The sequence below is a fragment of the Streptomyces sp. NPDC001532 genome (assembly GCF_040298625.1).
Lineage (GTDB): Bacteria > Actinomycetota > Actinomycetes > Streptomycetales > Streptomycetaceae > Streptomyces.
Window position 1 is genome coordinate 1 of the sequence record NZ_JBEPAL010000052.1, and the last position, 25,076, is coordinate 25,076.

Annotated in this window: 24 protein-coding genes and 3 pseudogenes; 17 read left to right on the top strand and 10 right to left on the bottom strand. The window is 68.4% G+C overall.

Annotated elements, in window-relative coordinates; all coding sequences use genetic code 11:
- Both ABT232_RS33140 and ABT232_RS33145 read right to left on the bottom strand, forming a co-directional pair.
- Nucleotides 1–546: pseudogene (locus ABT232_RS33140) on the bottom strand (molybdopterin-binding oxidoreductase); the annotation flags it as partial.
- Between the two features lie 295 nt (nt 547–841).
- Nucleotides 842–1,027 (bottom strand): chaplin family protein, encoded by a 186-nt coding sequence (locus ABT232_RS33145; RefSeq protein WP_351847054.1) that lies wholly within the window; start codon nt 1,025–1,027, stop codon nt 842–844.
- A gap of 50 nt (nt 1,028–1,077) precedes the next feature.
- Between ABT232_RS33145 and ABT232_RS33150 the strand changes: the two genes are divergently transcribed.
- Nucleotides 1,078–1,665: an SMI1/KNR4 family protein gene (locus tag ABT232_RS33150; RefSeq protein WP_351847057.1), complete on the top strand. Its 588-nt coding sequence runs from the start codon at nt 1,078–1,080 to the stop codon at nt 1,663–1,665.
- 131 nt (nt 1,666–1,796) lie between these two features.
- On the opposite strand, the gene ABT232_RS33155 is transcribed toward ABT232_RS33150, so the two are convergent.
- Nucleotides 1,797–2,645: a helix-turn-helix transcriptional regulator gene (locus tag ABT232_RS33155; RefSeq protein WP_351847059.1), complete on the bottom strand. Its 849-nt coding sequence runs from the start codon at nt 2,643–2,645 to the stop codon at nt 1,797–1,799.
- Between the two features lie 138 nt (nt 2,646–2,783).
- Here ABT232_RS33155 and ABT232_RS33160 point away from each other — a divergent pair, with 138 nt between their 5' ends.
- Nucleotides 2,784–3,563, top strand: a complete 780-nt coding sequence (locus ABT232_RS33160) for an NAD(P)H-dependent oxidoreductase (protein ID WP_351847062.1) — start codon at nt 2,784–2,786, stop codon at nt 3,561–3,563.
- A 1,394-nt stretch (nt 3,564–4,957) separates the two neighbouring features.
- On the opposite strand, the gene ABT232_RS33165 is transcribed toward ABT232_RS33160, so the two are convergent.
- Nucleotides 4,958–5,371, bottom strand: a complete 414-nt coding sequence (locus tag ABT232_RS33165; protein WP_351847190.1) for a LysR substrate-binding domain-containing protein — start codon at nt 5,369–5,371, stop codon at nt 4,958–4,960.
- Between the two features lie 104 nt (nt 5,372–5,475).
- Here ABT232_RS33165 and ABT232_RS38500 point away from each other — a divergent pair.
- Together ABT232_RS38500 and ABT232_RS33170 are read left to right on the top strand one after the other, a co-directional pair.
- A pseudogene (locus ABT232_RS38500) lies at nt 5,476–5,592 on the top strand (IS5 family transposase); the annotation flags it as partial.
- A 155-nt stretch (nt 5,593–5,747) separates the two neighbouring features.
- Nucleotides 5,748–6,242 (top strand): hypothetical protein, encoded by a 495-nt coding sequence (locus tag ABT232_RS33170; RefSeq protein ID WP_351847065.1) that lies wholly within the window; start codon nt 5,748–5,750, stop codon nt 6,240–6,242.
- A 1,232-nt stretch (nt 6,243–7,474) separates the two neighbouring features.
- Here the strand turns inward: ABT232_RS33170 and ABT232_RS33175 are convergent.
- Nucleotides 7,475–7,993 (bottom strand): MarR family winged helix-turn-helix transcriptional regulator, encoded by a 519-nt coding sequence (locus ABT232_RS33175; protein ID WP_450871749.1) that lies wholly within the window; start codon nt 7,991–7,993, stop codon nt 7,475–7,477.
- A gap of 31 nt (nt 7,994–8,024) precedes the next feature.
- Here ABT232_RS33175 and ABT232_RS33180 point away from each other — a divergent pair, with 31 nt between their 5' ends.
- The gene (locus ABT232_RS33180) at nt 8,025–8,981 is read left to right on the top strand and encodes a DMT family transporter (protein ID WP_450871752.1); all 957 of its coding nucleotides are present in this window, start codon (nt 8,025–8,027) and stop codon (nt 8,979–8,981) included.
- Nucleotides 8,982–9,197: 216 nt separating this feature from the next.
- Here the strand turns inward: ABT232_RS33180 and ABT232_RS33185 are convergent, their stop codons facing one another.
- Nucleotides 9,198–9,956, bottom strand: coding sequence for a DeoR/GlpR family DNA-binding transcription regulator (locus tag ABT232_RS33185; RefSeq protein ID WP_351847070.1), 759 nt, complete (start codon nt 9,954–9,956; stop codon nt 9,198–9,200).
- Nucleotides 9,957–10,004: 48 nt separating this feature from the next.
- Between ABT232_RS33185 and ABT232_RS33190 the strand changes: the two genes are divergently transcribed.
- From ABT232_RS33190 to ABT232_RS33210, 5 genes and pseudogenes are all read left to right on the top strand, one after another.
- Nucleotides 10,005–10,388 (top strand): DUF4406 domain-containing protein, encoded by a 384-nt coding sequence (locus ABT232_RS33190; protein ID WP_351847072.1) that lies wholly within the window; start codon nt 10,005–10,007, stop codon nt 10,386–10,388.
- Entirely contained in the window at nt 10,385–11,092 is a 708-nt protein-coding gene (locus tag ABT232_RS33195) for an NUDIX domain-containing protein (protein ID WP_351847074.1), read from the top strand. The genes ABT232_RS33190 and ABT232_RS33195 overlap by 4 nt, the downstream gene beginning before the upstream one ends.
- A gap of 195 nt (nt 11,093–11,287) precedes the next feature.
- Entirely contained in the window at nt 11,288–11,794 is a 507-nt protein-coding gene (locus ABT232_RS33200; protein ID WP_351847076.1) for a hypothetical protein, read from the top strand.
- Between the two features lie 273 nt (nt 11,795–12,067).
- Nucleotides 12,068–12,814: a DUF6193 family natural product biosynthesis protein gene (locus tag ABT232_RS33205; RefSeq protein ID WP_351847079.1), complete on the top strand. Its 747-nt coding sequence runs from the start codon at nt 12,068–12,070 to the stop codon at nt 12,812–12,814.
- A gap of 116 nt (nt 12,815–12,930) precedes the next feature.
- A pseudogene (locus ABT232_RS33210) lies at nt 12,931–13,072 on the top strand (IS5/IS1182 family transposase); the annotation flags it as partial.
- A 67-nt stretch (nt 13,073–13,139) separates the two neighbouring features.
- Here the strand turns inward: ABT232_RS33210 and ABT232_RS33215 are convergent.
- Nucleotides 13,140–13,568 (bottom strand): VOC family protein, encoded by a 429-nt coding sequence (locus tag ABT232_RS33215; RefSeq protein ID WP_351847082.1) that lies wholly within the window; start codon nt 13,566–13,568, stop codon nt 13,140–13,142.
- Nucleotides 13,569–13,750: 182 nt separating this feature from the next.
- Here ABT232_RS33215 and ABT232_RS33220 point away from each other — a divergent pair, with 182 nt between their 5' ends.
- From ABT232_RS33220 to ABT232_RS33230, 3 genes are all read left to right on the top strand, one after another.
- Entirely contained in the window at nt 13,751–14,275 is a 525-nt protein-coding gene (locus ABT232_RS33220) for an AAA family ATPase (protein WP_351847085.1), read from the top strand.
- 515 nt (nt 14,276–14,790) lie between these two features.
- Entirely contained in the window at nt 14,791–15,294 is a 504-nt protein-coding gene (locus ABT232_RS33225; RefSeq protein WP_351847088.1) for a hypothetical protein, read from the top strand.
- 253 nt (nt 15,295–15,547) lie between these two features.
- Entirely contained in the window at nt 15,548–15,994 is a 447-nt protein-coding gene (locus tag ABT232_RS33230; protein ID WP_351847090.1) for a transposase, read from the top strand.
- Nucleotides 15,995–16,254: 260 nt separating this feature from the next.
- Here the strand turns inward: ABT232_RS33230 and ABT232_RS33235 are convergent, their stop codons facing one another.
- Nucleotides 16,255–17,700, bottom strand: a complete 1,446-nt coding sequence (locus ABT232_RS33235) for an FAD-dependent monooxygenase (protein ID WP_351847092.1) — start codon at nt 17,698–17,700, stop codon at nt 16,255–16,257.
- A gap of 155 nt (nt 17,701–17,855) precedes the next feature.
- Here ABT232_RS33235 and ABT232_RS33240 point away from each other — a divergent pair, with 155 nt between their 5' ends.
- Nucleotides 17,856–18,455 carry a TetR/AcrR family transcriptional regulator gene (locus tag ABT232_RS33240; protein WP_351847095.1) on the top strand — a complete coding sequence of 200 codons (600 nt, stop codon included), beginning with the start codon at nt 17,856–17,858 and terminating at the stop codon, nt 18,453–18,455.
- A gap of 542 nt (nt 18,456–18,997) precedes the next feature.
- On the opposite strand, the gene ABT232_RS33245 is transcribed toward ABT232_RS33240, so the two are convergent.
- Complete coding sequence (locus tag ABT232_RS33245) at nt 18,998–19,498, bottom strand: hypothetical protein (protein ID WP_351847097.1); 501 nt, start codon at nt 19,496–19,498, stop codon at nt 18,998–19,000.
- A 192-nt stretch (nt 19,499–19,690) separates the two neighbouring features.
- The gene (locus ABT232_RS33250; RefSeq protein WP_351847100.1) at nt 19,691–20,215 is read right to left on the bottom strand and encodes a P-loop nucleotide/nucleoside kinase family protein; all 525 of its coding nucleotides are present in this window, start codon (nt 20,213–20,215) and stop codon (nt 19,691–19,693) included.
- A 762-nt stretch (nt 20,216–20,977) separates the two neighbouring features.
- Here ABT232_RS33250 and kdpF point away from each other — a divergent pair.
- The 3 genes from kdpF to kdpB are packed head-to-tail and all read left to right on the top strand — an operon-like array spanning nt 20,978 to nt 25,076.
- On the top strand, nt 20,978–21,067 hold the full coding sequence (gene kdpF / locus ABT232_RS33255) for a K(+)-transporting ATPase subunit F (RefSeq protein WP_060886496.1): 90 nt from the start codon (nt 20,978–20,980) through the stop codon (nt 21,065–21,067).
- Nucleotides 21,068–21,075: 8 nt separating this feature from the next.
- The gene (kdpA, locus tag ABT232_RS33260) at nt 21,076–22,797 is read left to right on the top strand and encodes a potassium-transporting ATPase subunit KdpA (RefSeq protein ID WP_351847103.1); all 1,722 of its coding nucleotides are present in this window, start codon (nt 21,076–21,078) and stop codon (nt 22,795–22,797) included.
- A complete protein-coding gene (gene kdpB / locus ABT232_RS33265) occupies nt 22,797–25,076 on the top strand; it encodes a potassium-transporting ATPase subunit KdpB (protein WP_351847106.1) in 2,280 nt (759 codons plus the stop codon). The genes kdpA and kdpB overlap by 1 nt, the downstream gene beginning before the upstream one ends.

The window sequence follows — 25,076 nt, forward strand, 5'->3', positions numbered from 1 at the left end:
TGAAGTCGACGGCGATCGTGGAGCCGATCTCGATGCCGTGGTCCTTGGCGTAGTCCTCGTGGACGGACATCGAGTCGGGCCGGTAGGCGTCGGCGCGGGCCCGGGTGCGGGCGCGGGCGCCGATGCCGGTGTCCGCCTCCCCGCGGTCAGGCGGCCCACCAGAACGCACAGAAGCAGCGCCCCGGCAACCGTCCCCACGACTGAGGGCAGTGCGTCGGTAAGGCCCGTGGAGTCGGGCCGGCTGACGGCGGCCGCCGCCCCCACGGCCCCGAGGAGAAGGACCCCGACGGCTCCGACCCGCCTGAACCGCAGCGCCAGCACACCCAACGCCAGGGCCAGGAAGGCCAGTACGGCGAGAATGCCGAGCTGCAGTACGAGCTTGTCGTCGGTGCCGAAGTGGCGGATCGCCCAGTCCTTGACCGGAGCAGGGGTCACGTCGATGGACGCGCCGCCCACCGCGATGACCGGACTGGACTGCGGACGCACCGCCGCCGCAACCAGTTCGCCCACCGCCAGTGCGGCGAAGCAGACCAGCGCCCCGCTCAGCGCGCCCAGGGCACTCAGCGCCAAACGCGGCAGACCCTGCCGTACCCGCTCATCCTTCTCTTCGTCCCTCACGCAGGGAATCCGGTTCTGCGCATCGGGTGGATTGGTCCCAGACCTGATCAGGTGAAAAGGGATTCCGGACCAATCCGCCCGGCGTTCCGCAACGGATTACGCAGTTCGAGCCCGACGGACATCGCCACCGTCACGGCTGCACCTGGGTCGGCCGTTGGGCCTGCCTGGCGGGCCTGCGCAGGAGTCCAGGCGCGCGCCCCTGGTTCGGAGTGCAGCTGCCACGTCACACACGGGCGTGCCAACCGGTGTTGACGCGGGCACTGCCAAAGTCCGTGTCCGGCAAGCCGCTCACGTCGACGATGTCACCGCGTGCGTTGATCTGGATGCTGATCGGAATCTGAACGGCGTCGCCGGACAGCATGCCCGACGAACCGATCGCAGCCGCCCGCCCGCCACTGTCGACCGACACCGAGCTGGTGCCGTGCGATAGATTGCGGGCGACACGAGAGAAGAGCCCGCATGGACTCCCGCATCCCGCGGTTGCGACGCAAGCTGGCACGTATCCCCTACGCACCCAACCGAAGCCACTCCTTCGGGGAAGAGCGGCACGAATTTCGTCTCGGCTCCCGCCTCGCCAAAGGTCAGGCAGACGCCTTTCAGGCCGAGCATGACGTGGAACTCCCGCAGCCCTACCGGGACTTCCTCACCGACATGGGCGGCAGCGGCGCGTCTCCGTACTACGGACTGATCCCGTTGAGGGACTGCACCCTCTTCACGATGAACCCCAAAGACGCCGGCACAGGCTCAAGAGGATTCAGCCGGGCCTATCGCCCCACCCGCAGTGGTGACCTGTTCCTGCACGTCATCGAACGCGGCTGCAGCGATCTCGTCCTCATAGGCATGACCGGCCCACTCACCGGGCGCATGCTCATCGGCAACGCAGACGGCTTCTGGGGCCCGAACGTCTCCTCGGCCCCGGACTTTCTCGCCTGGTATGAACGATGGCTCGACCACATGGCTGCCGGACAGGACAACCGGGCTCTGGGGCTCACCTCACCCCAGCTCCGAAGGCGTCCGATTCGACAGCGGGTCACACACTCGCCGTGAGCACGCCGCACAGAGCCCGAGCCGGAAGTCGTTACGGAAGGCGCCCCGCTGCCCACAGAGATGCAACTGTCGGGCCCGGAAAGCCGTCAGCGCTGAGGATGCCGGGCGGTGGGCGCGGGCGTCGTGTCGAGCTACTCGCGGACCTGAGCGTTCACTGCGGTATGCGCGTCGCCGCCGGCCGCGCCCAGCCCTGCGAGCAGGCGCAGCCCGTCCTCGGAGGGGCTGCCGGGGGCCGCGGACAGCACCAGCAACTCTGTGCCTGATGCGTCCGGTAGCGCGAAGTTCTCCTGGTGCAGTTCCAACAGCCCGACCAGCGGATGCCGATACGCCTTGCGTCCATAGGTGCGGGCGCGCACGTCCGCGCGGGCCCAGAGGCGGCGAAAGCGCTCGCTGCCCATGGCCAGTTCGCCGATGAGTGAGGCCAGGCGGGGATCCTCGGGGTATTTGCCGGCGGCCAGGCGCAGGTGCCCGACCACGTCGAGCGTGCAGTTCTCCCAGTCCGCGTAGAGGCCGCGCTCGGCCTCCTCGAGGAAGATGTGCTGTGCGGTGTTCATGCCTGGCATCGGTCGGCCGAAGAGGAGCCCGGCGAGGCGGTTCCCGGCGAGCACGTCCAGGCGGTGGTTCATGATCAGCGCGGGTCCGTCGGCGACCAGGTCGAGGACGCGCAGCAGCTCGGGCCGGAGCCGCCCGCCCGGCGCCTTCGCACGGCGGCTGCGTTGCCGCGCGAGCCGGTGGAGATGCCCGCGTTCGGTCTCGTCGAGGTCGAGGACGCGTGCGAGGGCGTCGAGGACCTGCTCGGAGGGCTGGGTCGCGCGGCCCTGCTCCAGGCGTACGTAGTAGTCGACGCTGACGCCGGACAGGTGCGCGACCTCTTCGCGGCGCAGCCCTTCGACTCGGCGGCGGCTGTCGGTGGGGATGCCGACAGCCGCCGGGTCGACCCGGGAACGCCGGGTCCGAAGGAAGCCCGCGAGATCGTCCATGCCCCCAGTATCGCCTCGGTGGTGCCCGTGAGGGTGGTCCTGCCGTTACCAGGAAGTCCCGTCCGACGGAACAGCGGCCTCTGAACGCCGGGCGCCGCGGCGCCCAGGATCGAAGGCACCCGATCCGAAGGAGTTCCGATGAAGACGCTGATCGTGTACGCCCACCCGGAGCCGAAGTCGCTCAACGGCTCGCTGAAGGACCTCGCAATCTCCACGTTGGAGAACGCCGGGCACGAGGTACGGGTGAGCGATCTGTACGCCATGAACTGGAAGGCGGTCGTGGACGCCGCGGACTACGGCCCCAACGCCTCACGTCCGCTGAAGGTCGCCCTGGACTCGGGCCGGGCCTTCGACGCCGGGACGCTCACGCCGGACGTCGTCGCCGAGCAGCAGAAGCTGCTGTGGGCGGACACGATCATCTTCCAGTTCCCGCTGTGGTGGTACTCGATGCCCGCGATCCTCAAGGGTTGGGTGGACCGGGTCTTCACCTTCCACTTCGCGTACGGCGTCGGCGAGCACAGCGACACCAAGTACGGCGAGCGCTTCGGCGAAGGCACCCTCGCGGGCAGGAGAGCTCTCCTGTCGGTGACCGCCGGCGGCCCGGAGTCGCACTACGCCGCCCGCGGGATCAACGGCCCCATCGACGACCTGCTGTTCCCGATCCACCACGGGATCCTCTACTACCCGGGCATCGAGGTGCTGCCGCCGTTCGTCCTGTACGGCACCGACCGGATGACCAGCGAGAGCTACCCGGACGTCGCCAAGGCCTGGGAGCAGCGCCTGCTCACCCTGGAATCAACCGAGCCGATCGCATTCCGGCGGCAGAACTTCGGCGACTACGAGATCCCCTCGCTGCACCTGAAGGAGGGACTGGAGCCCACGGGCCGCACGGGTTTCGGGCTGCGCGTCCGCAGCTGACCACCGACGATGGACGGGGCGAGCCGGGTCCCGAACCCACAGGGCGAGCCGAGTCGGGAACCGAGGGGCAGACCGAGGGTCGTGGCGGCGGCGGTTGCGGTGGTGGTGGTGGTGGCGGCGGTGGCAGATGCGGCCGACCACCTGCTCTGGGCCCTGGGCTCCCTCGCTCCGCAGTACCAGCCCGCACCCGCCCCCGAGCCTCGCCAGGCGCATCGCACGCCCGCATCGCACGCCCGCATCACACGCCCGCCTCGTCCGTAAATGCCTCCGGCCGTTGGCCAGGCTGCGGGGAGGTCAGGACGGCCGCGGCCGCCAGCCGGAGTTTCCTGATCATCGGATCGAGGTCGCCCTTGCGGCTGACCAGGACGACCTGGCTGGGCGGAGCGCCTTCGATCGGGACGGTGACGAGGTCGGGACGCAGTGTGCTAGGGAATGGCTGCGCGGCGCCGCGAGCACCCGGGGCTCCCTCCTCCTAAGCAGGGCGGTGAAAACGTCGTCGGCCGCGAGGGGCAGCGGGGCCCGCGCGATCAGGGCGACGCGCTTGTCAGCGAGCGCCGCGACGTCGCGGCAGGTCAAGTACCGGGTGGCGATCTCGGCCTCTGATGACGGCAGCGCAGATCCCGCACGGCGGCAGTGATCACCGGGCCTTCGACGTGGCCGATGGCGATTCGTCGCGACAGTGCTCGCCTTCGTCCGTGACGGGCGCACGGCGGTCCGGAGCGGTGCGGTGCGGCACCATCGGGGCAAGGATGGCACGGCCGCCGGGCTCAACCCGTCACCTGATGCTGCCACCCGCTCCGGACCCACGGTCGGCGGTGAAGTGTCTGGCCTGTCTGGCAGACGGCCACGGTGGGCTGTCACGGCATGCGGGAATCCTGTGGCCTGATGGGAACTTCCCGCCTACGGTGTGCCGGTGAAGAACGATCGACGCGTCCGTCGCCTGGTCACGGACGAGACAACCTGGTGCTGGACCGTACGGCAGCGAGTGAGACCTGCCTACGCCGACTGTCGTGTGACGCTCTCCTTCTTCACAGAGGGCGGCATGGGCGGTCCTGGACGTCGATTGTCCTTGGTCTTCGCTCCAACCCCGACCGGAGTCATCTCCAACTGCTACTTCGAGTCCGGGACAGTGGTCGCAGTGCGCACCCTCGTCGGCCTCGCCGGCAGGCTGGACAATCCGTCGCACCGGACCTGAAGCTCGGCCACGGCGGACGGTGGCAGCTCTCCCTGACACGGGCACAGATGGAGTCGGTGGCGTCCTACGGACTGTGCCTGCACGCGGTGACCGGCTCGGCCAACGAGGTCAACCGAGTGTCCGGCCCCTCCCCCGCCCTTCCCGCCGATCGGCGCAAGACCACGCACCGGCCGGCACCAGCAGGACCGTGGCCAACGGCTCAGCTGTCGAGACGGCCTCGTCGTGCGGGCGAGTCGGTGGTGAGGACCGTACGGAAGTTGCGCACCACCGGGTTCGTCTCACCCCGGCGCCAGACGAGGTCGATGGGCAGCGGCTCGGGTGTGGGAGTGAGTTGCCGGAACTCGACACCGGGTTGCCGCAGCGCCGCCATGGCACAGGGGACGATGGAGACGCCCACCTCGGCCGCGACCAGCCCGATGACGGTCTGCATATGGCCAGCCTCCTGCGAGACCTGGACCTCGAAGCCGGCGGCCCGGGTCAGCCTGGTGATGCGGTCGTGCAGGGCCGGTCCCATACGGCGGGGGAACATGGCGAACGACTCCCCGGCGAGTCTGGCCGTGGGCAGCGGGGAGGTGGAGGCCAGCGGGTGCCTGCGCGGCAGTGCCGCGACCAGTACGTCTCTGAGTCTGCGTGGTGTTCAGCTCAGTTTCGGAGGCCGAGAGGCCGCCAATCGGCAGACCGGGCGGAGTTGCTCCGCGTGGGTTAGCAGCGCAACCGCTGATCCGAGATCGTGCAGGGGGATTTCAGGTCCCGCCCAAGCGGTGGGCGCTTGAGCGCACGTTCTCATGGATTGCCGCCCACCGGCGTCTCGCCCGGGACCACGAGACCAGTCCGGCACCCTCGAAGACCATGACGCGCTGGGCGCTGATCGGCATCGTGATTCGTCGTCCCGCCCGAGGCCGACCAACACGACGGTCAGGTGCTCGTTCCCCTGTCGCGCAACCCCAACCCACGGCCGGGTTCCGCAGGTGGAATGGTTGGATACGGGCATGAACAACGTTGGCCACCAGGAATCAGGCCTTTCCAAGAGCGTATGGAGCGACGCCGACTTCTCGGAAATGGGCTGGCACGACGCCACCGTCTACGGCTTGTCCGTGCAACCGACCGACGACGTCCTGCCGCGACTTCTCCTCGACCTCGACTACATCGTGCGCTGGGTCCACCCGGTCCCACCGGCGACACATTTCTCCTTCTGGATTGCCCCGGCGACGCTCGTCTTCGAAGACGTTTGGGATCTCGAGGGGGACCTCGACTTCAGAGGCACGAGCCCGGACCTGGAGATCGACGGAGTGCACCGACTGGAGCCGGATGACAATCGTAAGGACCTTCCGCTCTGGCACATCGAAGGTCATGCGTTCGACCTGAGGTTCCGTGCATCCGGCTACCGCCAGTACTTCCGGAAAGCTCCGACGCTCACCTCTCGACAGGTACTGCCTCAAGCAGAGCGCGGTGGGTGCCATTTCACCGAGGTCGGCTTCTGCTGACACACCAGTTCCTCCACCGGCGATGCACAGCAGCCCCGACAACATGGCGTTGGCTGAGTCTCAGACACTGTCCTAGCGGCGCTTCTGATCGGCCACTGCCGACTGGCCAGGGTGATTAGGCCCTGAGTCGTCTCCAGTGGGGATCGAAGCCGACCAGCCCCATCGCGCCCGCGAGGGCTGCGGCATGAGCGGACGCTCCCTCTGCCCTGTCCCACCGCAAGGCGAAGTAGATGCCTGGGCCCCTCGCCTCTCCGATCAACGACCCCATGCCAAAAGGAGACGTCTCCTCCACATCCTCGGTGACGTCACACCACCCCTCCAAAAGCGCCCCGACGTGAGTGGCGATGCGGTCAGAAGGAGGCCCGCACCTTCGCCATCGAGATAGCGGTCACACAGGTCGTTGAAGACTCGGCGCCGCTCCCGTCAAAGCCGGGGCGTCGTTCTGGGGCGGTCGGCTGCGCACGACCAGCCGCGAGGTGGAGCTGGGGCAGATGGCAGCGGTGCACTACCGCCACCTCACCCCGTACGCCGCCCACTGCCCGCATCTGCCGTTCTCACAGCGTGACTTGCTGCAGCCAAGGCCTGGCACGGGTTCTGCGGGAACCTCCATCACCGGACGGCGTCGGCTACGGCAACCACTCCGGCGCGGTCACCGGCGCCGACCTCAAGCCCGTCCAGCTCCGGGCGAGATCTCCAAGAACGGCGACGGGCGCTTCACCCTCGTGGGCCGTTGATTTTCGCTCGGCGGATCACTGCGCCGGAAGGTGCTCTGGACCGGCGCCGCGGCCACTGGGACACCCGACGCCCCGGGCCACTCCCCCATCTCGGTCCCGGCGTCCACCGAGGCAGCGTTGCACCGCTAGCTGGAGTGGTCCGACCCGGCCCATCTCCCGCGGCACGAGAGCGTCGGCTTCACGTCACTGGAGGAGATCGTCGTCACCACCGGGCACATTGTCACCGCCAAGGACGCCGAGTTTCCGTTCCGGCCCGGGCTCTGGCGGACACGTACGCCGAGGTCCCGCGTGCCCTAGACGTCACGCGCCCGATCACACGTCGAGGGACCTGAGCCGCAACCCGGGCGGCCGGACCAGATCCGGTCATTCGGCGCACCAGCGTCACCTCGGGGACGCGTGTGTCCGGCCACGGCAGCAGACCGGCGACGATGCAGGCGCCCGCGTGCAGGCGCGCGGAAGCTGCGGAACGGGACCTTCCCCGGCATCGGCCATCCGCCCTCACTTTCCGTCTTCCATCCGCGAGAGCCAGGTGGTGAGCAGCGATTCGAGCGTCTCGGCCTCGGCGGGTGTCAGCAGATCCAGCAGGCGGTGTTCGTTGCGCATGTGGTCGGTGAACGCCTGGTCGATCACTTCGCGTCCGGGTTCCGTGAGGGCGACGATCCGGCCGCGCTGGTCGTCGTCCGATCGGCGGCGGGTGACAAGGCCGGCCCGCTCCAACCGGTCGATCCTTTTCGTCATCGCGCCGGTGGTGACCATGGTGTGCGCGGCAAGCTCGCCGGGGGCCCGTTCGTAGGGCTCACCGGCGCGTCGCAGTGCGCACAGGACGTCGAACTCTCCCTCGCTGAGGCCGTAACGGTCGTACACGAGGCGAAGTTCCCCGGTTAGCCGATCGGCCAGGCGGTGCAGCCGACCGATCACCCCTTGCGGGGATGTGTCGACGTCAGGCCGCTGCCGACGCCACTCGGCCTGGATGCGGGCTACATGGTCCAGCGCGTGCTGATCGTCCATGAACCTCATAGTAGCTTCCCGGGAAGCTACTATATCTTCCATGGAAGCCAATATGCGGTGGACAGCACTGACCGCGGTCGCGCCGGTGGCCTGGGGCACCAACTACTTCGTCACGCACGAGTTCCTTCCCACCGACCGCCCGCTGTGGGGAGCCGCCTGGCGGGCACTGCCTGCCGGCCTCGTCCTGCTGGCCCTGTGCAGACAGCGACCGCGCGGCGCGTGGTGGTGGAGATCCGCAGTGCTGGGCCTGCTCAACGTGAGCGTGTTCTTCACCCTCGTCTACGTCGCTTCACAGACGCTGCCTACGAGCCTCGCCTCGACCGTCATGGCGGTGTCCCCGCTGACGATGATGCTCATGGCCTGGCTCCTGATATCCGAACGCCCTCAGGCCCTCCACCTGACCGGTGCCGCGATCGGGCTCGCCGGGGTGTGCCTCATGCTGCTCACCGGCGCGGAAGAAGTGAGCGCAGGAGGCGTCCTCGCCTCGGCCGCCGCCCTGCTCACGTCATCGTTCGGTCACATTCTGACCAAACGGTGGAGTACAGACGCCGACGTGCTCGCCTCGACCGCCTGGCAGCTCACCGCCGGAGGCCTGCTGCTGCTCCCCGCGGCGGCAGTCGCGGAAGGGCCTCCCCCCGCGCTCTCCGCGCCCGCGCTTCTCGCGTTCGTCTACGTCTCGCTGGTCGCCACCGCGCTGGCCTTCACCGCCTGGTTCGCCGGACTGCGGCACCTGCCCGCGGGGACTGTGGGTCTGCTGGGACTGCTCAACCCCGTCACAGGCGTACTGCTGGGTACGGTGATCGCCTCCGAAGTGCTGACCGTTCAGCAGTCGGGCGGACTGGTACTGGTCCTGGCCGGAGTCGTTCTCGGCAGGCCCACGCGCGCAAAAGGGAGCGGCAGCGGTCCAGGACGCGCCCGTCACGTCGCCCGAAGACTCGCGAGTCCAGTCGCCGACGGTCGATCCGTACGAGAGCCATCCCCCTCAGAGCCACCATGAACCGGCCGGGACTGCGCAGCGGTCTCTTCCGCTGAATCCGCCGGGACTGCCCCAGAGCGCCCGCCCGTCCGGCTCGGTGACCGCATGGGCGGGGGCGGCGCCCCGACCGGGACTGCTCCAATCGCGGCGCGGACGCGACCCCCTCCCGACGCGTCGGAGCCGGGCATCCCGAAAACCGGCCCCGATCGACCGCTTCCACAACCCAAGCCACCGCGGTCAGTCGGCCGTCAGCACCTCGATCCCGCGCGCCGTGAGCTCCTCGATCACCGGGTCGTGCGGCGCCCCGTCCGTGATCAGTCCGCTGATGTCCTCCCAGGGCAGGACACGGAACCGGGAAGCGGTACCGATCTTCTCGGAGGAGGCGAGGACGTAGGTGTCCGCCGCCCGTGCCGCGAGGGCGCGTTTCATCGCCGCGTCCTCGGCGTCACCGGTGGTGAGCCCCGCCTCCGGGTGCACGCCGGTCACACCCAGGAGGAACAGGTCGGCGGAGACGTTCTGCGCGGCCTCGGCCGCCGCCGCACCGCAGGTTACCGCCGAGTGCTTGAAGAGGCGGCCGCCGAGCATGAAGACCTCGACCCGCGGATGGTCGAGCAGAGCGACTGCGACCGGCGGACTGTGGGTGATCACGGTGCATGCCAGGTCCTTCGGCAGCGCGTGGACGACGGCAAGAGCGGTGGTACCGCCGTCAATGATCACCACGCCACCGGGCCGCACCAACCCGGCGGCCACCGAGGCGACCTTCCGCTTGCCGTCCGGGGCCACGGCCTGTCGGGAGCCGTAGTCCACCACGGCCGGCGACACAGGAAGCGCCCCGCCGTAGACCCGTTGGCACAGCCCTTCACTCGCCATGTCGCGCAGGTCGCGCCGCACGGTGTCCTCGGAAATGCACAGTTCGGCGGCGACGTCCTTGGCGACGATCTTTCCTCGTTGCGCAAGCAGATCGAGCAAGTGGTCACGCCGTTCGGCAGCCAGCATCCGTGTTCTCTCCCGTTCTTGCACGTTTCTGCATGTATCGTAGCGCCCGTGACCGACAAGCCCATGCTCATCCTCATCGCCGGGCCCTATCGCTCCGGCACCAACGGCGACCCGCAGGCCATGGCCGCCAACCTGGCGCGCCTCGAAGCGGCCGCATGGCCCGTCTTCGCCGCGGGCCACCTTCCCGTGATCGGAGAGTGGATCGCCCTGCCCGTCCTGCACTCGGCCGGCGCGGGCCCCACCGATCCCCTCGCCGATCAGGTGCTGTACCCGACCGCCGAGCGCCTGCTGGCCCATTGCGACGCCGTTCTGCGCCTGCCGGGCGACTCCACCGGAGCCGACCAGGACGTCGCCACCGCCTGCCGCCGAGGCCTGCCCGTCTACCACGACATAGCCGAGATCCCCCACCGCGCCCAGCGGGAGGCCGTGTGACTCCTCGAGCCCGCCCCGGCGTCGACGTCCCCGACCACCGCGGCCGCACCGGCCTCGACCGGGCCGGACGCGATCTCGCCCGTAACCCGGACGTCGTGGTCCGCGACGTCGAACTGACCTCTCAGGGCTGGCACGTCCTGCGCCGCACCACCTTCGACCACCGCCGCCGCGACGGACGCTGGGAAACGCAGGTGCGCGAGACGTACGACCGCGGCAACGGCGCCGTCGTCCTGCCCTACGACACCGCCCGCGGCTGCGTCCTGCTCACCCGCCAGTTCCGCTACCCCGCCTACGTCAACGACCACCCCGACGGGATGCTCGTCGAAGCAGCCGCAGGACTGCTGGACGCGGACGATCCGCCCGCCGCCATCCGCCGCGAGGCGGCCGAGGAACTCGGCGTCACCCTCGGCTCGCTCACCCACGTCCTCGACGCCTACATGAGCCCCGGCTCCGTCACCGAACGCCTCCACTTCTTCGCCGCGCCCTACACCCCCGCCGACCGCGCCGGAGCCGGGGGTGGCTTGGAAGAGGAAGGCGAGGACATCGAGGTCCTCGAACTGCCCTTCACCGAAGCCCTCGCCATGACCCGCGACGGACGCATCGTCGACGGCAAGACCATCCTGCTCCTGCAATGGGCAGCCCTGGACGGCCCGTTCGCCCCGCGCCCGGTAGGCACTCGCACCGCCGCCCCACCTCGCCGATAATGTCCGCTCGGGTCGGCCGGCGCTGGGCGTCGATGTCCAGCGGGCTGATGCGGCGGTCTCCGGGCAACCGCAATGACGCGGAGGACCGAGGTGACAGGCAAGTGCCGTCCGTCCGGGGGCTTCCTCCTGCATCTCGTTTCGGTTGAGCTGGGTGACGAAGGCGAGGACGACGAGGAGTCATTCTGACCTCGAAGGATGCACGGCGTCGAAGCCGGCGGCTACGGGCCCATGGAGCCGGTGGCCCGCAGCAGGTCAGCTTGGAAAGGTGATCACATCCTGGCCGACATGCTCCGGGTGGTCGACTTTTGGGTACTGAGGACCTTCGCGCCGACGCCAAGGACGGCCTTGCCCGGCCCGTTCACAGCAGTGGATCATTCGCAGATGAGACCCGAAGTCCAAGCCTTCGTTGCTGACGGCCCACTGCCTGACTGGAACGCCGATGAGGACGAGATCGACCGGCGCGTCCAGCAACTCGAGGCCATCTGCAAGCCCGTCACGACCAAGGAAGCGCAGGCCCTGGCCAGCTGTTTCGGCCCGGATGACTGCTATGGCGTCGCCTGGACGCTGCTGCACATCATCGAGACCGCCCCTGGCCCGGTCCCTGTAGTACAGCCGCCCGGTCCGGACGCCGATGATTGGCACCACACACTCTGGAATCGATGGGGAAGCGCACAGCTCTCCGATGACGGGTCAACAAGGTGAGGCCCGACCTGCAGGCGTCACTGGTGCGACGGGTGCGATGAGGTGCTGTCCGTTCTCATGAGCATCGCCCTCGCCGCGATACGAGGCCTCCCGTGAGGATGAACAACCGCTGTCGTGGCTCGGTTTCTGGCTCACTTTTCGTGGGTTGTCTGAGTGTGATGCCAATGGCTCCCCAGGCCGTGAGCAACAGACAGTCGAAGTCACGCGCCCACGACGTCGCTACGACGTCTGATCGCCGTTCTCTTGGTGGCGTCGCGAGGGCAGACTATGAAGGTGGACTCCGACCTTTACCCTGATCTGGCTGCTGCGGGCAGCCTGGCCGCAGCACTGGAACAACTGGCGGCCGAACTCGGTGCCGATCTCACCGTAGTATCCGGCGATTGGGGCCCACTCGTTTCGGCGGGCATCGCCTCGTCGGTCCCTGAGCGCAAGCCGCTGTCCGTTCACATCGGTGCGGAGAGCCGCTGGTTCGGTGTCTCCGGCTGGAGTCACGGCATCGAACTCATCACCGGAGCCACGCCCGACCTGGCGGATGTCGTCAGGGCCGGAGCGGCATGGGGGCAGGGCAGGAGCCTGCGAGAGCTGCGGGCGGAGCTGTCGTTCCTACGCTCCAGCGAGCGTGCCGAAGCTCACGAACGCGGGCCGGCCGCAGTGGTCGACCTGCAATGGCGCACGATGCAGGAGCAGGCAGCCGAGGAACCGGATTTCACAGGGTTCGGCGAACTCGTGGAAGCGGCTCATACAGAGCCACGGCTGCGACGGCTCTATGTATTCTCCAGCCATTGGACGCTCGGCTTCAGCTCCTCCACTGGATACCCGTTCCGCAATGAGGTGGCCATCGTTCCGTCACACAGTGGCAGCCCATTCCGCGTGAAGAGGCACCCGCTCTCCGACGACGTACTCGGCGAGGCCGCCACAGCCGAGGAAGCCGTCGCCCTGGCAGTGCGACACCTCCCCACCGATCTCGGTTCGGCCGTCGCTGGAACCGCCGAACAGGACGAAGGTGCTCCGTCTCGGTGAAGGTCTCCGGCCGTCGCAGGATCCCATCCTGCGACGACGCGGGGTAACGGTGGCGAGCCGTGACGGAGCCAAGCCAGAGTCGCTTCTCCCGAGGTAGGCGCGCCCCAGTCCCTGGCAAGCTCCAGGCCCGCGTGGAGCACGTATTCGCGTCGATGAAGGCCTATAGAGACCCCTTGCGACTGCCTCCTGAGGGGTGACGGCATTCATACCGCGATGCTCGGAATCGCCCGGCGCCACAATCTCGCCGTCGCTGAGTAACTCCAGCTCAGGTCGACGCCGGAGAGGTCCAAGGACGGTGGTCCCCGCCTCTCCGGCTCAGGAATGCTCAGTCAAGACAGAACTCGTTGCCCTCGATGTCCTGCATGGGGATGCAGGCATCGTTGCCGTCGTACAGGGTCTGCACGTGTACCGCGCCGAGCGGGACCAGACGTGCGCATTCGGCCTCAAGTGCGGCGAGGCGCTCTTCACCCCTGAGTCCGGTGGCGACCCGGACGTCGAGATGCAGCCGGTTCTTGGCAGCCTTCCCTTCGGGGACGCGCTGGAAGTACAGTCGCGGGCCCACACCTGTGGGATCTATACAGGCGAACCACGAATCCCGCTGCTCAGGGGGCTGCGACTGCTTGTATTCGTCCCAAGTGCCGAACCCCTCCGGCGGCGGCGGTATTACGTACCCCAACACCTCGCACCAGAAGCGAGCGAGACGCTCAGGCTCTGCGCAGTCGAAGGTGACTTGGAACTTCCTGATAGCTGGCATCGGCGCACCGTACCAGAGAGGGCTCCGCTCCTCCGCCCTGTTCAAGGTAAGTTTCGCCCACCTCAGCCGAGACACAGGGACAGGCCAGGTAGCAGAGCTGACAGCGTCCGAGACGCGCCGAAGCCATGCCGGATTCTCTCTTCTTCCCGTCCCTGCCGACCGCAGACGCTAGCGTCAAGTCCGTGATCGTATGGCTCAACGGCACCCACGGCGCAGGCAAGACGACGACCAGTGCGCTCGTGCAGCAACTGATCCCGGACTCAAGGGTGTTCGACGCCGAGAAGGTCGGCGAGACACTCATGGACATCACGCCGGGGCTGCCCGCGACGGACAACTTCCAGCACTGGCCGCCGTGGCGGCCACTCGTGGTCGAGACCGCCCGACGCGTCCTCGACTACACCGGCGGCACCCTGGTCATCCCCATGACGGTCCTGGTCGAGCAGTACTGGCGCGAGATCAGCTCGGGCCTTGCCCAGTACTCCATTCCCGTCCGGCACTTCGTCCTCGATGCCGACCAGGACACCCTGCGCGGGCGCATCGCGGGCGACACCGTTCTTGGACCCAACTCCCCGTTTCGTCTCAAATACCTTGCGCCCTACGCTGAGGCGGCCCGCACATGGCTGCACGCCGAGGCCGAGGTCATCGACACCACGCATCTCACACCCACCCAGGCCGCCCAGCAGATCGCAGAGGCCGTCAAGAGTTGAGGCGCTGCCCTACTCAGCGCCGCCGGGCATGTGTGAGAAACCGTTGTCGTACCGATCCTGGTGAGCATGGGTCCGAATGCGGCGGCTCGGTCGGGCGATCTTCGGTCTGTCCGTGCATGAAGACAGGGCCTCTGGTGCAGCTCTGGGTTGTCGAGACCTTGAGCACACCAGGAGGCCCTACCGACGGCATCCCGGCACCTCCACCGCAGAGACGAGCCTTCTAACCGGCCCGCACGGGAATCGTGTCAGAAGTCTGGTCTAGGTTTGGCCTGTGAACCACAGCAGCTCCAAGGCCGGGGCGCCCAGCGAGCCTGACTTGCCGCCGTATCAGGTAGTCCTGGCGGAGACTGATTGGGGTTCGCTCCAGACGGCTTTCGGGAACGGTGAGTGCCTTCCCAAAGTCCTGGCACGGTTGCTGGAGCCTGATCCCAAGGTGCAGGTCACCGCTTTGTCGGAAACTGAGTGAGCTGGTTGGCCACCAGAACAGCATCTACGAAGCCACAGCTCCCGTCGCCATGTATGTCGCCGGCATCCTCACCCACCCGGCGGCCATGGCCCTCCGGCCGTATCGCAACGTCCCCGTCCGCGCGACCTTGTTGAACTGGTTGGTTTCCACGGCCTACGACGCCTCCGACGAGATTGTCGACCGCACCGAGCAGTACTTCCCTGGCTTCCTCACCCACGACACCACGCTGGCGGCCTTCCGGGACCTGCGCCCGATGCTTTATCGAGCCGTCGCGCCCTTCCTGCAGGACAGTCACGAGGATGTGCGCGAAGCCGCCGGCCTCGCCGCGCTCATCCTCGCCGAACACCCCGCGCTCGCCCAGCACCGCGATCACCTCGCCGTGCACGCGCGCCGCATCCTAGACACCAGCAGCGACGACCCTGACCGGCGCGTTGCCCGGAAGGCCCTCGAAGCATGGGGCCACGACGTCACCGGCATTGAACCTTTGCAGGAGGAGCCCTGGGACTGCGGGCCACATAGCGATGGCCGCGGCGATCTCGAACCTCCCTTCTAACTGATCGGCGCACGGCCCGCAGGTTCGAACGGGGGGCTGGATCGGGTGAGTTCGCGGTTGGCAGAGCATGAAGGAAGGCCTCCTGAACAGCTCGTGGTTGTCGAAGCCCGAGCGCCAGGAGGCCCTGTTGTCGCAGTTGTACGTGGTCGTTCCGGTGGCGTCCAGTCTGTTCACTCCGGGGTGTGACTGTCTTGCTCACAGGTTCGGGAACGCGGCCGACAAACCGGGCCGCCGGCCTCGCTATACGTCGGACATGACGGACGCGGAGTGGGCCGTGGTGCGGACGATGTTGCCGGTCCCGGCATGGATGGACGGTCGGGGAGGCAGGCCGGAGAGCTACTGCCACCGGCAGATGGTCGACGCGGTGCGGTATCTGGTCGACAACGGGATCAAGTGGCGGGCGATACCGGCGGACCTCCTGCCCTGGGACCGGGTCTACGCGTTCTTCCGACGCCGGCGCGACAACGCTCTGATCAGGGAGTTCCACGACCGGCTGAGGGAACGCGTCCGCGAGGCGGAGGGCCGGGACGCGGAGCCGACCGCGGGGATCGTGGACTCGCAGTCGGTGAAAGGGGACGCCGTGGTCGGCGCGGCCTCCCGCGGCTTCGATGGCGGCAAGTTGGTCGGAGCAGGAATCTCGATGACCACAAAGCACTCCCCGATCACGGAGCCCGACCTGTCCGCGCTGGTCTCCCCCTGACCCGACAGGCCTGTGCATGGGAGGCCAGGGCGAAACCCATAGGCACGGCAGCGGCGGCGGCTCCCTACTGCGCCAGGGATGCATGCCCACGGTGGTGATGAAGCGGTGCAGCCGCGGGATACGGGCGGCGGATCACGGAACGGTCGACGTGGAGATGGACCACGGTGACGCCGAGATCGGCGAGCACGACCGCCTTGGTCGAGACGACGGCCGGCTCTTGCCGACGCGTCGCCCCCTGGGTTCCGTCGATCGGATCCGGCCTAACCCAGATACCGGGCCACCGCCTCCTCGATCCCCGCCGCGTCCGCGTCCTCCGCCGCCCAGGCCACGTATCCGTCAGGCCGTACCAGGACCGTCGTCCGGCGGTCGCTCGCCCAGCGCTCCACGGTCAGCCATCCCTCAGGGACACCGGGACCTTCGTACGCCCCGGGCGTGATCAGTACGAACCGGCCGCCGCGCAGCGCCTCGTAGAGCCGAGAGTCCTTCAGTGCGACGTCGGGGACACGGGTGCCGGTGAGGCGGTGGGCGCCTCGGGGGGCGGGGTAGGCGTAGCCGATCCCGGTGATCTGGCCCAGGGCCTTGCGCTGGACGGGCGGGGTCATGTCGACGAACGCGGAGACCAGGGCCCGGGCGGCACGCAGCAGCGGATTCCGCGCGCGGGCCAGCCGGACCAGTCCGCCACTGCTGCGCAGCACTGCCCTGCCGACCGGGTGGCGCTCGGCCTCGTAGCTGTCGAGGAGCCCTTCGGGCGCCCGGCCGTGGACAGCGGCGGCGAGCTTCCAGCTCAGGTTGGCGGCGTCCTGGAGGCCAGTGTTCATGCCCTGCCCGCCGGCCGGTGAGTGGATGTGCGCGGCGTCTCCGGCGAGGAAGACCCGCCCGACCCGGTAGTGCGGTGCCTGGCGCTCGTCACTGTGAAAACGGGAGAGCCAGCGGGCGTCGTGCATGCCGTAGTCGGTGCCCAGGGCACGACGGGTGATCTCCTTGACCTCGTCGAGGTCGAGCGGGGCGTCGTCGGAGACCTCGTTGCGGCGGTTCCAGCCCATGACCCGGTACCAGCCGTCGCCGAAGGAGGCGATCATGGCGAAGGCGTCGCCGCGGCCGTTGACGGTGAGAACGCCCTCGGGCTTCTCGGCGAGCCGGACATCGGCCAGGATCAACGACTTGATGACGGAGACGCCGGGGAAGTCCAGACCGATCGCCTCCCGCACGGCGCTACGGTGACCGTCGGCGCCGACGACGTAGGCGGCCCGGCGGGTGACGACCGCCCCGTCCGCGCCACGCACGTCGAGGTCGACCCCGTCGGCGTCCTGCCGCAGCCCCACGACCTCGCTCTCGTACGCGAACTCCACCCCAGCGTCCCGGGCCCGCCGCTCCAGGAGCCGCTCGACTTCGTACTGCGGGGTGATGAGCAGGAACGGGAAACGGGAGGGCAGCGTACTCAGATCGAGGGAGAGGCGACGGAAGAGCCGCAGACCGGTGATGGTGTCACCGGTGGTGAGGAGCTCGTCGGCGAGGCCGCGGGCGTCGAGCTGCTCCAGGGTGCGGGCGTGCACGCCGAAGGCGCGAGAGAGGTTGCTGATCTTGCGCGGCCGCTTCTCGACGAGGGTCACGGTGACGCCGGCTGTGGCGAGGTCACCGGCGAGAAGGAGGCCGGTGGGGCCGGAGCCGACGACGATCACGGTGCGGTGGGTGGCGGTGCCGTTCATTGTGGCCTCCTAGTGCCAGCACTTGCTGGCCGTCGCCTATTGCCAACACATGTTGGCAAACGCTCGTTGACGAAGGTAGCCAGGCATGCAGGGTCGTGTCAACGGTTGTTGGCAAACAGCTGTTGGCGAACACTTGTTGGCCTACGCTTGATGGCATGAACGGCAGCGACAACACCTCCTCGGTTCCCGTCTCCGGCGCCCCCCGCCGCTCCGACGCCACCCGCAGTGCGATCCTCGCGGCGGCCCGCGAACGCTTCGCGACCGACGGCTACGAGCGAGCCACCATCCGCGCCATTGCCAAGGACGCGAACATCGATCCGTCGATGGTGATGCGGTACTACGGCAACAAAGAGGGCCTATTCGCGGCGGCCGTCGCCATCGACCTGCGGCTGCCTGACGTGAGCGGGGCCGACCGCCGACAGGACGCGGGCCGGATCCTCGTCGAGCACTTCCTGGACATGTGGGAGAACAATGAGGTCCTCACCGCCCTGCTGCGGGTCGGCGTGACCAACCAGGCCGGTGCGGTGCGCATGCAGGGCATTCTGCGGGACCAACTGCTGCCGGTTGCCCGGCAGGTGTGCCCCGATCCGGAGCAGGTCCCGGCGCGGGCGGCACTGATGGCCTCGCAGCTGCTGGGGCTGGCGCTCACGCGGTACGTACTGCGGATGCCGCCAGCGGTGGGGTTGGCGCGGGCGGAGATCGCGGCTTGGCTGGCACCGACGATCCAGCGGTACCTGACCGCGCCGAGCCCCTGAGACCCGTCGAGCACTCCCGTCCGCCGGGCCGGCGGGACCAGTGGGGCGCCGGCAGACCGCCCAACACCTGGGACCCCGCCGAGCGTCGGGAAGTCAGGGCCCGGGAAGCCGACCGAGCACTGCGGACCCGCCGATACCCAGACACGCCCAGGGCGTTTCTCACCGATCATCGCATCGCTGCTCTGGCCGTACCGTCGCTCGCCCCGATCAGACCCGTCGCGCCCTGACCTGCGGCGGGCGTCGCTCATCGGGACAGCCGCCGCGAACTTCCACGACGTCCAAGCACTTCGCTCGCTCATCTTCCGGATCCCGGTCGTTCGCTCAGGCCGCGACTCCGTCGGAGACACCTCGACAAGGTCCCGGCCGACAAGGCGTACGGTAACTCCCGCGCCCGGCACCACGGCGGCGGATGCGGGCTCGTGCGGAGGTCATGTCATCACGCTGGTGCTGGCTGCGCAGAGGTTGTCGACAGTGATGAGGTGGCGGCGAACGTGCCGCAGGGCGGCTTCAGTGGTGCTCTTGAGCTTGTTCTTGTGAGCAGGTCAGGCGGCAACCAGCGAGGCCTGGATGCGGCTGACGGCACACAGGATCTCGTCCCGGTTCTTCGCCCGCTTGATCCATGCCGGCAGACGGGCCACCAACGTCATCTTCTGCCCGGTGTCGTACCAGGGCGCTCGTTCCCGCAGCGGTGCCTGGACGAAACGACGGATCAAGTCGAGATGTTCGAGGTTGTACGCCCACAGCCACCCATGCCGGGTCTCCACCTGGAGCCACAAAGGCATACCGAAGTACGGATCCGTCGCGGGTTGAGCGGTGCCGGCAGGGAGCGCGACACAACGGCCGCTCCACACCCGGGACACTCCGCAGCCACGACAGACCAGACGCCGCGGCCTGAACAGGATCCGACCCCCGGGATCAGAGCCTTCAGGCGCTGGAACGACACGAGCGGCCTTTTGGCAACCAGGACACCGCACGATGATCAAGCTGATGAAGTCGTACTCCGTGCTGCGCGGATCCCGGAACCGCCCAGAGAACAAAGCCATGCGGTGAGTATGCAACTGCCTTGCTCAACGGCGCATCCCGATTCGACCGCTCACGCTCAGGCCCGCCAGCCACCCCGCCATGGGCGGACCGAGGCTGAAGACAAGCTGGCGCCTGTTCCTGATCGGCCATGACACCGTGTGGGCTTTGCCGCCCTCGCCGGTTCCGTTCTAGCGGCCCGATGGGGCCGCCGGTCAGGAATCAGGTGGCGTCCGCCAGGTGTGACCAAGATGATGAAGGAGTAGGGCGAGTGACTGTTTCGGGTCTTGTCCGGCGGTGTCTATGACGACGTGCTCACGGTTCCACGGTTCGTAGTCGCGATGGAGGACCTGTTGCCAGTTGGGCAGCGGCAGGTCGGGAATGTCGGTCTCTCTCGTGGTCACGCGGTGTCGGTGCTCGTCCGGGTCCGAGCAGATGACTTCCACTTCGACGACGGGGACGGCTGCCCGATGGCCCACGCTTCGCCAGCTGTCGCGGGTGACAGTCAGGGGGTTCACGGATTCCGCGATCACGGTGAGTCCTTGCCGGAGATGTTCGTCGGCCAGGGCGTATCCGATGACGTAGCCGGCGGGTCCGACGGGGTGCTGTGCCAGGCCGGAGCGGACGATTGCCTGTTCGATGGTGTCGATGCGTAGGTGGACCGCGTCGATGCGCGCGGCCAGCAGTCGCGCCAGGGTGGTCTTGCCTGTGCCGGGCAGTCCGCCGATCACAATGAGCATGTGCTCATCCTGACGGAGCCGGAGCCGGAGCCGGAGCCGGAGCCGGAGCCGGGGCCGGAGGAGACGGAGCGGGTGGTGCTCTGGGAACGCTGGTGCCGGGCCGGGACCTCGGGCCGAGCCGGGTTGAGTTGCTGACCGTGAACATGAGACGGAAGGCACCTCCGGCACGTCGGCCGCACTCCCACCCTCTTCCCGCACGGCAAGCCCTGCGGCCGCCGGCCTGCTCGCCGACGATGACCGGTGACGCTCCCGACCAGTGGCGCCCTCCCGCGCGCCGGCATCACGCCCCAGGCCCCTCCCCCGCCGAAGCCCCCCGCCTGACAGCGCCGCCCCACTGACGGCGGCCCGGCGCAAGGGACCCGGCCGTCCGGCCCACGCCCAACCCCGGCTGACCTGTACCCCGACCCTCCCGACAGCAGCGCCAGCACCCCATTACGGCAGCGGCAAACGGACGCCGCGATCCACCGCCCGCGCTTCCGTCTGCCTCAGATCCGCTCACCCGCACCCCAAGCCCCCAACCCACCGCGAGGGCCAGCCGGCGTATGCATCCCGTCAAGACGCTCCGCAATGCCGTTAGAGAGCCGTCAACGGGCACTGCGATCCGGCCATGGAGGCGCTTTCCTCTACTCGTCCGTGCAATCGAGCTCGTCCGTGTGATCGAGCCTGACTCCAGGAGTTCGCGATGGCTGATCTGGCCTTCGTCGTCACCACGCTCGCGGGTTTCGCGCTGGTGGCCTTCATCGCCAAGGGGGTGACGAAGCTGTGACCGCCGAGAATGTCGTCGGTCTGGTCGTGGCCGTCTCCCTGCTGGGCTATCTCGTTCTCGCGCTGCTCTTCCCGGAGAGGTTCTGAGAGACAGCATGGGTCCCGTAACCGCCGGTGTGCTCCAGTTGCTGGCGCTGACAGGCGCACTGGCACTCGTCTACATCCCCCTCGGCACGTATACGGCCAGGGTCTACTCCTCGCAGCAGCACCTTCGCGTCGAGAAGTGGATCTACAAGTGCATCGGTGCCGATCCCGACACCGAGATGCGCTGGCCCGCTTACCTGCGCGGCGTCCTCGCTTTCTCGGCGTTCGGCGTCCTCTTCCTCTACGCCCTCCAGCGGCTCCAAGGCGTGCTGCCCAGTTCGCCCAGTTCGCTGAGTTCACCCGGATCGCTCGGGTCACTCGGGCTCGGGGCACTCGGGTCACTCGGGTTCGACTCGATCGAACCGGACCAGGCGTTCAACACGGCCGTCTCCTTCGTCACGAACACCAACTGGCAGTCGTACTACGGCGAGCAGGCCATGGGCCATGTCGTGCAGACCGCCGGGCTGGCCGTGCAGAACTTCGTCTCCGCCGCCGTAGGCATGGCCGTGGCGGTGGCGCTGGTGCGCGGTTTCGCGCGGTCGCGCTCCGGTGAGCTGGGCAACTTCTGGGCTGACCTGGTGCGCGGTGTCGTGCGCGTCCTGGTGCCGCTGGCGTTCGTCGCCGCGTTCGTGCTCGTCGCCTGCGGTGTGATCCAGAACTTCTCCGGCATTCACGAGGTCGGCCAGTTCATGGGCGGCTCGCAGCAGTGGAACGGCGGCGCGGTCGCCTCGCAGGAGGCCATCAAGGAACTGGGCACCAACGGCGGTGGCTACTTCAACGCCAACTCCGCGCACCCCTTCGAGAACCCCACGCCGTTCTCCAACCTGTTCGAGATCTTCCTCATCCTGGTGATCCCGTTCTCCCTGACCCGCGCCTTCGGCGTCATGGTGGGCTCGGTGAAGCAGGGGTACGCGATCCTCGCCGCGATGGGCGTCATCTGGCTGGGCTTCGTCTCTCTGATGATGTGGGCCGAGTTCTCCCACCACGGTCCGGCTTTCGAGCTGGCCGGGGGGGCGATGGAGGGCAAGGAGGTCCGCTTCGGCATCGGCGGCTCGTCGATCTTCGCGGTGACGACCACGCTCACCTCCACCGGCGCGGTGAACTCCTTCCACTCCTCCTTCACCGGCCTGGGCGGCGGCATCACCCTGCTCGGCATGATGCTGGGCGAGATCGCGCCCGGCGGTGTGGGCTCCGGCCTCTACGGCATGCTGATCATGGCGGTCATCGCGGTGTTCATCGCCGGCCTGATGGTCGGCCGTACGCCCGAGTACCTGGGCAAGAAGATCGGCACCCACCAGATGAAGCTGGCGGCCCTGTACATCCTCGTCACGCCGGCGCTGGTGCTCGTCTTCACCGCAGTCGCGATGGCCCTGCCCACCCCCGCGAACTCGATGACCAACAGTGGGGCGCACGGCTTCTCCGAGATCCTGTACGCCTATACGTCGGCCTCGAACAACAACGGCTCGGCCTTCGCCGGTCTCAACGCCGACACCCCGTGGTTCAACACCACGCTCGGCATCGCCATGCTGCTCGGCCGCTTCGTGCCGATGGTGTTCGTACTGGCGCTGGCCGGCTCGCTCGCCCGGCAGACGCCGGTACCGACCACCGCGGGCACCCTGCGCACGGAGAAGCCGCTGTTCACCGGCCTCCTGGTGGGCGCCGTCCTGATCATCACCGGTCTCACCTACTTTCCCGCCCTCGCGCTGGGCCCGCTCGCCGAGGGGCTGGCGTGATGACCACCCACATAGAGAACTCGGAGAAGTCGGAAGACTCCATGTCCACAGCCACTCCCACCCGGGCGCCGTACGACGACCTCCCCACCGACATCGGGCACACGCCCGCCGAGAGCCGTGTCGGCGCCGGCCTCTTCGACCCGAAGCACCTGGTCACGTCGCTGCCGGACGCCTTCCGCAAGCTCGACCCGCGGGTGCAGGTCAAGTCGCCCGTGATGTTCGTGGTGTGGGTCGGGTCCGTACTGACCACGGTGTTCTCGTTCAAGGACCCCGGTGACTGGTTCGGGTGGACGATCAGCGCCTGGCTCTGGGCGACCGTCGTCTTCGCGAACCTCGCGGAGGCGGTCGCCGAGGGCCGCGGCAAGGCGCAGGCCGACACCCTGCGCAAGGCCAAGACCGACGCGGTGGCGCGCCGACTCGTGGGCGAGCATGAGGAGCAGGTGCCCGGCACTGATCTGACGATCGGCGACCTGGTCGTGTGCGAGGCCGGCGACATCATCCCCGGCGACGGCGACGTCGTAGAGGGCGTGGCGTCCGTCGACGAGTCGGCGATCACGGGAGAGTCGGCCCCGGTCATCCGTGAGTCCGGAGGCGACCGCTCGGCGGTCACCGGCGGTACGAAGGTCCTCTCCGACCGCATCGTCATCAAGATCACGACGAAGCCCGGCGAGACCTTCATCGACCGGATGATCACTCTCGTCGAAGGTGCGGCACGGCAGAGGACGCCGAACGAGATCGCGCTGAACATCCTGCTGGCCTCGCTGACCATCGTCTTCCTCCTCGCGGTGGCCACGCTGCCGCCCTTCGCGGACTACGCGGGCGCGCATCTGACGATGGTCGTGCTGATCGCCCTGCTGGTCTGCCTGATCCCGACCACGATCGGCGCTCTGCTCTCCGCGATCGGTATCGCGGGCATGGACCGTCTGGTCCAGCGCAATGTGCTGGCGATGTCGGGCCGCTCGGTCGAGGCCGCGGGTGACGTCTCCACGCTGCTGCTCGACAAGACCGGCACCATCACCCTCGGCAACCGGCATGCCGTCGAGTTCGTGCCGGTGCGCGGCACCACCGAGGCCGAGCTGGCCGATGCCGCGCAGCTCTCCTCGCTGGCCGACGAGACGCCCGAGGGTCGCTCGATCGTCGTACTCGCCAAGGAGCGGCACGGCCTGCGCGAGCGCCGCCAGGGCCAACTGGCGGGTGCCGAGTGGATCGCCTTCACCGCCCAGACCCGCATGTCGGGTGTGGACGTCGACGGGCGGAAGATCCGCAAGGGCGCGGCCGGTTCGGTCATCGCCTGGGTCGCGGAACGGGGCGGAACGGTCACCGAGGAGGTGCAAGGGGCTGCGGACCGGACTTCCGAGGAGGCACAAGGGCCTGCGGACCGGATCTCCGAGGCGGCGCAAGCAGCCACTGACCGCACCTCCGCGCACGCACAAGAGGCCACTGACCGCACCTGCGCGCAGGCGCAAGAGGCCGCTGACCGGATCTCCGAGGCGGGCGGTACGCCGTTGCTGGTGGCCGTCGAGGATGACCGGGGCGCCCGGATCCTGGGCGTCATCCACCTCAAGGACGTGGTCAAGGAGGGCATGCGGGAGCGATTCGGGGAGCTGCGCCGCATGGGCATCAAGACGGTGATGATCACCGGCGACAACCCGCTGACCGCGAGGGCCATCGCCGAGGAGGCGGGCGTGGACGACTTCCTCGCCGAAGCCACCCCCGAGGACAAGATGGCCCTCATCAAGCGGGAGCAGGCCGGCGGCAAGCTGGTCGCGATGACCGGCGACGGCACCAACGACGCCCCTGCCCTCGCGCAGGCGGACGTAGGCGTGGCGATGAACACGGGCACGTCGGCCGCCAAGGAGGCCGGCAACATGGTCGACCTCGACTCCGACCCGACCAAGCTCATCGAGATCGTCGAGATCGGCAAGCAGCTGCTCATCACCCGGGGCGCGCTGACGACGTTCTCCATAGCCAACGACGTCGCCAAGTACTTCGCGATCATCCCCGCGCTCTTCGCCGCGGTCCACCCGGGCCTGGACAAGCTCAACATCATGGGCCTGTCCTCGCCGGACTCCGCGATCCTCTCGGCGGTGATCTTCAATGCGCTGATCATCGTCGCGCTGGTGCCGCTGTCCCTGAGGGGCGTGCGGTACCGGCCGGTCAGCGCCGACAGGATGCTGCGCCGCAATCTCACCGTCTACGGCCTCGGCGGACTGCTCGCGCCCTTCGTCGGCATCAAGATCATCGACCTGTTCATCTCCCTCATACCCGGAATCGGCTGA

Coding starts and splice junctions, on each gene's coding strand:
- ABT232_RS33150 (WP_351847057.1), top strand. CDS start 1,078: ATGGACTCCCGCATCCCGCGGTTGCGACGCAAGCTGGCACGTATCCCC.
- ABT232_RS33155 (WP_351847059.1), bottom strand. CDS start 2,645: ATGGACGATCTCGCGGGCTTCCTTCGGACCCGGCGTTCCCGGGTCGAC.
- ABT232_RS33160 (WP_351847062.1), top strand. CDS start 2,784: ATGAAGACGCTGATCGTGTACGCCCACCCGGAGCCGAAGTCGCTCAAC.
- ABT232_RS33170 (WP_351847065.1), top strand. CDS start 5,748: ATGAACAACGTTGGCCACCAGGAATCAGGCCTTTCCAAGAGCGTATGG.
- ABT232_RS33175 (WP_450871749.1), bottom strand. CDS start 7,993: ATGAGGTTCATGGACGATCAGCACGCGCTGGACCATGTAGCCCGCATC.
- ABT232_RS33180 (WP_450871752.1), top strand. CDS start 8,025: ATGGAAGCCAATATGCGGTGGACAGCACTGACCGCGGTCGCGCCGGTG.
- ABT232_RS33185 (WP_351847070.1), bottom strand. CDS start 9,956: ATGCTGGCTGCCGAACGGCGTGACCACTTGCTCGATCTGCTTGCGCAA.
- ABT232_RS33200 (WP_351847076.1), top strand. CDS start 11,288: ATGCACGGCGTCGAAGCCGGCGGCTACGGGCCCATGGAGCCGGTGGCC.
- ABT232_RS33215 (WP_351847082.1), bottom strand. CDS start 13,568: ATGCCAGCTATCAGGAAGTTCCAAGTCACCTTCGACTGCGCAGAGCCT.
- ABT232_RS33225 (WP_351847088.1), top strand. CDS start 14,791: ATGTATGTCGCCGGCATCCTCACCCACCCGGCGGCCATGGCCCTCCGG.
- ABT232_RS33230 (WP_351847090.1), top strand. CDS start 15,548: ATGACGGACGCGGAGTGGGCCGTGGTGCGGACGATGTTGCCGGTCCCG.
- ABT232_RS33235 (WP_351847092.1), bottom strand. CDS start 17,700: ATGAACGGCACCGCCACCCACCGCACCGTGATCGTCGTCGGCTCCGGC.
- ABT232_RS33240 (WP_351847095.1), top strand. CDS start 17,856: ATGAACGGCAGCGACAACACCTCCTCGGTTCCCGTCTCCGGCGCCCCC.
- ABT232_RS33245 (WP_351847097.1), bottom strand. CDS start 19,498: ATGGCTTTGTTCTCTGGGCGGTTCCGGGATCCGCGCAGCACGGAGTAC.
- ABT232_RS33250 (WP_351847100.1), bottom strand. CDS start 20,215: ATGCTCATTGTGATCGGCGGACTGCCCGGCACAGGCAAGACCACCCTG.
- kdpA (WP_351847103.1), top strand. CDS start 21,076: ATGGGTCCCGTAACCGCCGGTGTGCTCCAGTTGCTGGCGCTGACAGGC.
- kdpB (WP_351847106.1), top strand. CDS start 22,797: ATGACCACCCACATAGAGAACTCGGAGAAGTCGGAAGACTCCATGTCC.